At 34.9% G+C, this 9,568-nt stretch carries 8 protein-coding genes and 1 pseudogene; 5 read left to right on the plus strand and 4 right to left on the minus strand.

Annotated elements, in window-relative coordinates; all coding sequences use genetic code 11:
- Nucleotides 1-2 precede the first annotated feature (2 nt).
- Both AC1M9L_RS11770 and tnpC read right to left on the minus strand, forming a co-directional pair.
- Entirely contained in the window at nucleotides 3-461 is a 459-nt protein-coding gene (locus tag AC1M9L_RS11770; protein ID WP_481592225.1) for a hypothetical protein, read from the minus strand.
- A 189-nt stretch (nucleotides 462-650) separates the two neighbouring features.
- Nucleotides 651-1,843 (minus strand): annotated as a pseudogene (gene tnpC / locus AC1M9L_RS11775) (IS66 family transposase); the annotation flags it as partial.
- A 58-nt stretch (nucleotides 1,844-1,901) separates the two neighbouring features.
- Here tnpC and AC1M9L_RS11780 point away from each other — a divergent pair.
- Nucleotides 1,902-2,603, plus strand: a complete 702-nt coding sequence (locus AC1M9L_RS11780; RefSeq protein WP_481592226.1) for an IS1 family transposase — start codon at nucleotides 1,902-1,904, stop codon at nucleotides 2,601-2,603.
- Nucleotides 2,604-2,709: 106 nt separating this feature from the next.
- Here AC1M9L_RS11780 and AC1M9L_RS11785 read toward each other — a convergent pair whose 3' ends face one another.
- Nucleotides 2,710-3,888 carry a RepB family plasmid replication initiator protein gene (locus AC1M9L_RS11785; RefSeq protein WP_481592227.1) on the minus strand — a complete coding sequence of 393 codons (1,179 nt, stop codon included), beginning with the start codon at nucleotides 3,886-3,888 and terminating at the stop codon, nucleotides 2,710-2,712.
- 944 nt (nucleotides 3,889-4,832) lie between these two features.
- On the opposite strand from AC1M9L_RS11785, the gene AC1M9L_RS11790 reads away from it, so the two are divergent.
- Nucleotides 4,833-5,609 carry a ParA family protein gene (locus AC1M9L_RS11790; RefSeq protein WP_078194342.1) on the plus strand — a complete coding sequence of 259 codons (777 nt, stop codon included), beginning with the start codon at nucleotides 4,833-4,835 and terminating at the stop codon, nucleotides 5,607-5,609.
- Between the two features lie 11 nt (nucleotides 5,610-5,620).
- Complete coding sequence (locus tag AC1M9L_RS11795) at nucleotides 5,621-6,532, plus strand: ParB/RepB/Spo0J family partition protein (RefSeq protein WP_481592228.1); 912 nt, start codon at nucleotides 5,621-5,623, stop codon at nucleotides 6,530-6,532.
- Between the two features lie 120 nt (nucleotides 6,533-6,652).
- Here AC1M9L_RS11795 and AC1M9L_RS11800 read toward each other — a convergent pair.
- Nucleotides 6,653-7,475 (minus strand): IS5 family transposase gene (locus tag AC1M9L_RS11800; RefSeq protein ID WP_481592229.1). Its coding sequence is split into 2 segments (ribosomal slippage): nucleotides 6,653-7,093 and nucleotides 7,095-7,475, totalling 822 coding nucleotides; the frame shifts between segments, so codons are not numbered across the junction.
- 115 nt (nucleotides 7,476-7,590) lie between these two features.
- Between AC1M9L_RS11800 and AC1M9L_RS11805 the strand changes: the two genes are divergently transcribed.
- Entirely contained in the window at nucleotides 7,591-8,619 is a 1,029-nt protein-coding gene (locus AC1M9L_RS11805) for an IS701 family transposase (RefSeq protein WP_481592230.1), read from the plus strand.
- Between the two features lie 63 nt (nucleotides 8,620-8,682).
- Nucleotides 8,683-9,568 (plus strand): Ig-like domain-containing protein (locus tag AC1M9L_RS11810; RefSeq protein WP_481592231.1); only part of this gene is annotated, 886 nt, incomplete at its 3' end.

Below are 9,568 nucleotides of genomic sequence, written 5' to 3' on the forward strand. Positions count from 1 at the left end.
GTTCACTCTTGCTCTGCATTGATTAAAGTTGAAGTCTCGATCATACCAAGCTGCTTCTTAGAACATTTCTCCATGACTTTTTGTCTCGTTTCATTGTTACGTATGTCAAAAAATTGAAGCAGTAATGGTGTAGTGAGTTCCTTACGTGTATTAAAAATTTCTAATGCCATTTTTGAATCGATATATTTTTCCATATCGCAAATAAGCTGAATCTGCGGAATATATTGGACATTTGCACGTGCTGCTCTATCTGTTTTCAAAAGTTCTAAAATACGATGCCAGAGTTTTACATAAATTTTTTTAAAATTATTCTGCTTACTCTTGTTGTTGCCTGGCCTGATTTTTTCTAGTTGTTTCAGCTTAGCTTTGATGTATTCCAAGTCTTCTGTTTTGGTTGAGAAGGGTAGAACAAATTGATAAAAAAATACGAGAGTATTTTTTATCGTTTGATCAAAACTCATGACATAATTAGCTCAAAATATTAATACAAATAGTTATAACAATTTTTCTATTTTTTATTTCACAAATCAAAATAAATTTAGTAAGCATTTGTAATAAAATATCTTTTTAAATTTTATTCTTCCAATTTTTTATAGTTTTTAGTTATTCCCGCAGGGGGAACAACTTCATTAAGCGACTTCGTGTCGCACTTCCACCCAATTGTTGCAAATCGGCAAATTGCCATCATCTAAATAACGACTTAAAGCTTCCCAGCGTTTTAAGCTGTAATTAAGTGCTTTAGCAGTTGCAGAACTTGGGGGAACTGCTGGTTGATGTCATATCAGCCATTCATAAAGTTGCCACATAACAGGTTTACTGTACTCTTGCCTGTACTGATGACGTTGTTCAGCACGACCATCGGTATTTTTTCTTATTTCAGCCTCTATCGCATACAGTTTCTGAATCAGCACTAAGACCTGTTCAGCGACCTGACTTTTCCCAGTTACATGCAGTTCATGGAATTTACGACGTGCATGGGCCATGCAGCCCACCTCAATGACCTGGCCTGATTTAAAGCGTGCTTTATAACCACTGTAATCATCACAGACCAAATGGCCCTGCCAGCCTTTCAAGAACTCTTCAGCATGCTGGCCTGAACGACTATCTTGAAAGTCATAGATCACTGCCTGAACTGGATTGTACTGTGTGGTGGCATAGGCCCAGACATAACCTTTCTTCGTTTTTTTATTATTCTCACCCATCCGCATGATGGTGACCGGTGTTTCATCTGCATGCAGCACCTGCTGTTGCAACACCACCTCTTTTAAGGCATTGGCCAGAGGCTCTAGTTCTACACCGCAGCGACCTATCTGAGAAGCATTGCTTCGTAAGAGATAACGTTGATCTAGAAAGCTCGATTCCTGCTCGGTGATAGATCAGACGTTGACGGTACAGCGGTAAATGATCGGCATACTTCGATACTAACACGTGGCTGAGCAGTTCAGGTGAAGCAATGCCTTTATCAATCACATAGGCAGGCATCGCTTGCTGAGTCAGGGTGTCACACTGATCATAGACCCATTTGCCACGGACATGCTGTTCCCTGTAGAACTGTGCCGGTCTGAAATGCATTTTCACTGATATCTTCGCTGATACGACGTAACTGGCAGCCACAACTGCATTGGGTTGATGCAGGTTCATGCTCAATACGGATGGTGTGTAGATGATCTGGCAGCAGTCGACGTTTAGGTTTATTGGTTTTGGCTTTGTGTGTCGCTGCATCGGTTTTATCTGCATTTAATCGTTCTAATTCCAGATCAACGGCTGCGATATCTTCTTCGACCGCTTCGTCCCATAGATGGATTCGTTTTGCGGTGAGATGTTCGTTTTTACTGCCAAATTTGGTGGTGTTTCAAAAAGTACGCTGAAAAAAACAATATGACTTTTGATAAAATAGAGCTATGAAAATAACGCTACAAATCAAATGTCCTACCTGTCTAAGTAACAATATAAAGAGAAATGGCATCAAAGTAGATGGGAAACAAAACCATCAGTGCAAAGATTGCAAACGTCAGTTTATTGGTGATCATGCATTAAGCTATCAAGGGTGTAACTCAGGTATTACCGGCAAGATATTACATTTAATGATCAGAGGAAGCGGTGTAAGAGATATTGCTGAAGTCGAGCGTATCAGCATTGGCAAGGTATTACGAACCTTAAGTGAATCGATCTATCAGATTCAGCCTAAACAAAGCCACTACCAATGTCTTGAAGTCGATGAACTTTGGACTTTTGTAGGGAATAAGCAAAATAAACAATGGCTTATTAATGCCTACCATCGAGAATCTGGAGAAATTGTTGCTTATGTTTGGGGTAAGCGGGATTTAGCAACGGTTCAACGTCTTAAAGCTAGACTTAAAAAGCTTGGGGTTCAATATGCTCGAATTGCGAGTGATCACTGGGATAGTTTTATTACAGCATTTCAATGTTGCAAACAAGTGATCGGTAAGTTTTTTACCGTCGGTATTGAAGGTAACAATTGTAGAATTCATCATCGAATCAGGCGTGGATTTAGGAGAAGTTGCAACTTTTCTAAAAAGCTCGAAAATCATTTTAAAGCCTTTGATTTGACTTTCTTTTACCTTAATAACGGATTTGTTTAACGCCAGCATACTTTTTGAAACACCACCAACTGTTTTACTAATTAAAGTTATAAGTGGTTTCTTGAACTAAGAATAGCCGATAAAAGTGTAGCAAGTTGCTACACTCCTAGATAATATCCTTTCCGAAAATTTCATTTAGACGATCCTTGATGCCTTCCACAAATTTACTATCTGTTTTCAATTTATTTTTCATTTTTCTCTTAAAGTCACTTAAGCTCATTCCTACTTCAGCAAAATCCATTTGAAATAATGAATCATTAATAACAACGTTTGCTTGAGAGTCTGTGAGGCAACCTTCAGTCTTAAACCACTTTTTAAGCTGTAAGTAATTTTCATCATCATTAAAAATATACCATGAACGTACAGTGGTATCGAATTTTGCACCTAGATCTTTTACTTCAGCATTATCTTCAAATGGAACATCTAAGTAGATCTTTAATTTTTCGGCCTTTTTATTTTCAATTACAGGTTTCTCAAAGCTACGATGATGTAATTTAAATTTTACGCCTACAATAGGCCGTCCTTTTTTAATTGTTTCATATTCTAATTGTAAATCGGTATTTTCATTAATTTCAGCTACAATTTTATCTAATACATAACGTCGAAAATCAACCCAACGGTCATATTTAGTTTCATTTATATCAATTAGTGCTTTGAGATTCTCTAATAATAATGGAACTTCGTAGATTTCCTGAGTCTTAAATTTGAATTCGTTTTTTATGAAATAGGTATAAAGACTCATACTTGCAACTGAATCTAGAGCAAATAAATGTTTAAGTTGGTATGTTGTAAAATTACCACCAGCTAATTGAGTAAAGTAAGGTAATACTTCACTGGTAAATCTGATTTGAAGTGCATTCTTTGAATCATCTTCCCATCTTAACTCACGGATAATAGGGACAACCGAGTGAACTTTTTTAGTCTTTTTCTTTATATCATCTACAGGTTCTTCAATTACAAAGTGCGCCACACGGGATGAAAGTTCTTTGTAAATTCGATCAATGGCTACATTAATTGAATTTCGCTTACTTAATCCCAGTAATTCAGCTAAATCATCTTTATACAGATAGATGTATGTTTGTTCACTAATCTCTTTATCGATATGATTCTTCTCACCGTAATTGGCAACAGCCATCGCGTATAAAAGTGCTTTATATTCATTCGCTGACAATTCAATAGGGCGTATCAAACGATTGCTAGTACTTACAACCCCATTGTGACGAATATTACCTATGCAGTACGGGATTGAATCCAGCTCTTCTTTGTTGTGGCTTAGTTCTGACATAAAGAGTATTAACTATTTTAAGTGTGCTTAAGTTGATTATGCATGTTATATAAAAAAGTGGAAAAATATTCAACACTTTCACCTAAAAAACCTAAGGTGGAATACTTGTCACCAGATTTAGATAAAAATCAACTAAAAGTGGAATTTTATTTTTTTATTCCACCTAAAGATGACAAACACTCCACTTTTAGATGTTTTTGATTCTTTATAGAAATACGGATTGATGAATAAATACCCATAATGGATTTTAAATAATCAATTAACCTATTTCGATATGACAAGTTTTCCACCTTTAAAAAACGCAGATCACTGAAAAAAAAATATCGAGTTTAGTCATAAGAACAAAATATCTGCATTCTAGGGTGAGTGCGTGAAATTCTTTCCACTCTTAGATCAATAAATATATCAAAAAGTGGTCTAGTTAAAAAAGCATTACAACTTTATCCACAATATTATTTTTGTAAGTGATTTTTTTTCCACTATTGCACATAAATTAACTAAGTTATCAACATCATAAGTAATTGTTTTATCTATATTTTAAATAATAATACCTATATTTTATAATTAACAGTGACAAGCATTCCACTATAGTGACAAACATTCCACTTTTAAGTGACATCCACTCCACTTTACAGTGACAAAAATTCCACTTTTAAGTGATCATCTTTCCACTTATAGAAGACAACTCTTCCACTTTAAGATGACAAACCCTCCACCTTAAAGTGGATATAGTATTGTTTTTAAATGAAAAATATTAGCTTAATTATTAATTAGCTTAATTATAAATTACTATTAATTATTAATTAAGCTAGCTATATGAAATTTTAAATTTAAAATTGTTTTAGCGTTATACAAATGACTGTTTTAAATTTAAAAGGTGTAGTAACTTAGTCCAAAGTTATTTATATTAATAGTAATTGTAAATATAGAATGATTTGACAAGTATGTCTGCAAAAATTATTGCTGTTGCGAATCACAAGGGTGGTTGTGGTAAAACAACAACAGTTGTTCATTTAGCCTCTGAGCTAGCAAACTTAGGAAAGAAAGTGCTTGTGATCGATTTAGATCCTCAAGCAAATGCTAGCTTGCATATTGGTTTAAAACATCCAAGTGAAGTTGGAGTAACAACCGCTGAGTTATTAGTAGGTGATGTCTCATTACTTACCGACGCTTTAGAAGAAGATACTAATTTTGATAATGTTTCACTAATTTATGGTTCTCTCAATTTAGGAAAAACTGAGGACCAACTAAAAGAAGATGCGCCAAGACCTTCAGAAGAACTCACTACAAAATTAGAACTATTAAAAGATCTTTATGATTTTATTTTAATTGACTGCCCTCCAAGTTTAAAACTATTGACTAGTAATGCTTTAGCATCTTCAACACATGTAATTATCCCGATTGAATCTGGCTCACAATATGGTCTATATGGTGTTACAGACTTACTTAATCATTTGGAAAAAATAAAGCGAATCAATCCGGAGCTACAATTATTAGGTGCCCTACTTATTAAGCACGATGAGCGACAAAATGTTTGTAAACTCATTCGTGATGAAGCATTTAAGCAAGTGGGCTATATTATGGAAACGACTATTCCACAAAGTACAAAAGTAAATCAAGCCGCAATTATGCAGCAGTCTTTACTTAAGTTAGACAAAAGTGGAAAAGTTCGAAAGGCTTTTGAAAGTTTAGCTAAAGAAGTTTTAGCTAAAGTTAACTGATTGAGAATTTTATGGCAACTGCAAAAGAACTTTTAGCTCAAAAGCTGAAACAAAATACTCAAAAGCATCAAATAGCTCAAAAAGATAATATCAAGGAATTAAAAGAATTTAGACGAAATGTCCCCATTGAAGACATTTCACGGAGTCCTTATCAACCGCGTAGAAAATTTGATGAGCAGGAAATCAAAGAGCTGGCTGAATCGATCGATGAAGTTGGTTTGTTGCAACCCATCACTGTTCGTAAACTTGAAAATTTAAAATTTGAACTGATTGCAGGTGAACGTCGATTACGTGCGCATGAAATTCTAAAAAAATCGACCATTGAAGCCATTATTATTGATGCAAATAATGAAGAAGCTTCACTACTTACACTAGCTGAAAATTTAAAACGCCAGGATTTAACAGACTTCGAAATCTATATTGGTCTAGTAGGCTTGGATGAAAACTTAAAGAAAAATAAACAACGTTTAGCGAAATCTTTAGGCTTAAATCGTGAAGACATGTATAAATATTTATCTTTTGAAAAGTTGCCTAAAGCCATCTTGAATGATTTGGCAAATGAGCCCCAATTATTAGGTCGAACTGCTGCAACAGCTTTTAAAAAATTTCTTGCAGATCACGACGAAATAAAACTACGTGCTGAAAAAGCCTTGTTAACTGTTTGGACAAAAGTAAAGAATGGCCAACTTGAGCAAACTAAGGCTGTTGTACAAGCTACGAAATACCTAGTTCATGACAATAACGATTCTCCATCAACATCGCTTGTAAAAAAAATTGAATATGCTGGGAAAGTTGCTGGGAATATTAAATTTAATGATAATTTATTAAAGGTTTCTCTAAAAATTTCTCATTTTGATGATGCTAGTTTAGAAAAATTAGAAAATATATTGAAAGAGTTGGTAGAGAAAAATCGAGAAGTGTAGCAAGTTGCTACACTTCCTTTATTTAAAATATGTCTGATAGTATAATCTTTGTGATACCTAGTAATAAAATTAATCATAATTAAAAACAATTTTTTTATAATAGACCTCTTGCGAAAGTCGCTATTGCAAATTTATCCGATTTACCAGTGCCGCGATTAAGTTAATACGTAAACCAAATCTTTTCCGCCTATTTCTATAGCGTTCACTTAATATTCTGAATGTTTTCAATTGACGATTGATGTGTTCGATCACAACCCTTATTTTCCCAATCATCCTATTGTACTTTTTCTCAACATCAAACAAGGGGAAATTCTTCTTTTTCTTTATTGGCATCAACAACTTAAAACCATGTTGCTCTAATCCGTAGTATCCTAAATCGGTCATCACATATTTACAATGCTTGAATTTATTAACCGTCTTTCTTGCTATTTTAATGTCTTGTTGACTGCCATTCGATATATCTAGCCCTATGATTTGTTTAATCTTCGGATGATAGATCACTTGCGCTTTTAGTGTGTGTTTTTTCTTTTTGCCACTGTAGAACTTACTTTGATTTTTTTTTCGGGCGTTCGATAGAACATTCTGTCGCATCAATAATGACCCAGTTAAAATGTTCGTTTGCTGTGGTAATGCTTCGTTTTGGCAGGGTAAAACGTCTTGATTTCATCAAGGCATCTTCAACCTTTTTAATGGTTCGATTCACATTACTTTCAGCGATATGGTAATTTGCAGCTAATTCCAGTTGAGTGCTGTAGTTGCGTAAGTAATTGAGAGTTAATAACAACTGATCCTCTAGAGCTAAAGTATGAGGACGACCTGATTTATTTTTGAGTGATTCTGCTTTTTCTAGAACCTCTACCATTTCAGTAAAAATATGTCGAGGCACGCCAACCAAGCGTTTAAATTCAGAATCTGAAAAACGGTTTAATTTCTGATATCTCATAAAACTTATATTGGGGTGTTTTTTACTTTCGCAAGAGGTCTAATATATATATATAAAAGTAGGACTTACGCATTGACGGATTCAAAAAAGTATTAAAATACTTTATAAAGTATCTGTGATCAGACGAATTAAACATGCTTCTACAGCAACTTGTACATTACCCATTTATATGGGCTTTCTCATGACAGAACCGAACTCTATTAGCTGCACACAACTTGCCGAGACTTATAATATCTCGCATGATAGTGTAAATCGCTTTCTAGAGCGTGAAGACTACACACCTCACGATCTATATCAAGAATCAATTCAACATATTGATAATAATAAACTTATAGTCAGTATTGATGATACTGTTTTAGATAAACCATATAGTCAACATATGGACTTGGTTAGCTATTTTTGGTCAGGTAAACACCACCGATCCGTCAAGGGTATTAATCTCATTACCTTGTATACGACAGATCAAAAGGGTCAAAATATTCCAATTAATTTCCGAATTTATGACAAATCTGAAAGTAAAACCAAGAATGATTACTTTATGGATATGTTAAGTGAAGTACTCAGTTGGGGTGCAAAGATTCAATTTATTACAGGTGATAGTTGGTATTCATCGACTGGAAATCTAAAAACCATAAGAAAATATGGTATTCGATTTATGTTTGGTATCGACTGTAACCGTAAGGTTTCCCCAGAAAAAGGACAATGGTTTCAACTGCGTTTATTGCCAGATTTCCATCAGGGTCAAGTGGTCTGGCTCAAAGATTTTGGCTTTGTACAATTATTTAAGACTCAGTTAAAAGAACAGCAGAGGTTTTATATTGTGCATCAAGATGAAGATGATTTATTGTCCTTTGAAGGTTTTCATGAATCACATTCAAGTCATTGGAAAATAGAGCAATATCACCGGGTGATTAAACAGGTTTGTCATATTGAAAAGTTTCAGGTAAGACGATCTAAACTAATTTTGAATCATATTTTTTCAGCCTTGATGGCCTACGTTGAGATACAAAAGAACCAGTTTGAGCGGATCTTTGAAAATGTATATCGTTGGCAGAAGAGATTATTTAGACCAATTATCAAAAGCTTCATTGATGACTTTATTCTCGATAAAAATCATCTGCTACCACAGAGAATCTTTAAATAATAGTGCGTAAGTCCTATAATTTTAAACATTAATTTTAAACATTTGATTTAAGAAGAGCCTATTATGGTTAATATTCAAGTAGTTTCGAAAGAAACTCATAAGGTTTTACAACAGAGTTCGGAAAGCAGAATTCTTTTGACTGAAAACTCAGTGGTTAAAATTGAAGTTAGTAAGAACATGGTAGAAAGTATCACTCGAGATGGTAACTCTGCTGTAGTAAAATTAAAAAATGGCGAAATCATTATAATAGAAAGCTATTTTGATGATGCTGTAGATGCTCATAGTCTTGTTTTTGAAGGAGACGATGGCCTATATTGGGCTCAATTTACTGATGAATCTGGCAATGTTTTATCAAATATAGCCTACAATCCTTTAGAAGACATAACTCCTTTGCTCTATAGCAATACAATAGATGGAATTAGTCCTTGGGCTATTGGCGTAGGGTTGCTTGGTGGTATAGCTGCGGGTATTGAAAGCTTATCTGAAGACAAAACTGAAATAACTGCACCAGATAGCACTGCGCCAGAAGCACCAAGTGATGTGGTGATCAGTGAAGATAGTTCAACTGTGACTGGTAAAGCAGAAGCGGGTTCAACGGTTGAAATCAAAGACAAAGAAGGCAACATTTTAGGTTCGGGTACAGCGGACGAAAATGGTGATTTCACTGTAGAACTTGATCCAGCACTGACCAATGGTGAAACGGTTGATGTGACTGCGAAAGATGAAGCAGGTAACGTTTCAGACAAAACTGAAGTGAGTGCACCAGATAGCACTGCGCTAGAAGCACCAAGCGATGTGGTGATCAGTGAAGATGGTTCAACGGTAACAGGTAAAGCCGAAGCGGGTTCAACGGTTGAGATCAAAGACAAAGAAGGCAACATTTTAGGTTCGGGTACAGCGGACGAAAATGGTGATTTTACTGTAGAACTTGATCCAGCACTGACCAATG

The sequence above is a fragment of the Acinetobacter sp. ANC_7511 genome (assembly GCF_056779975.1).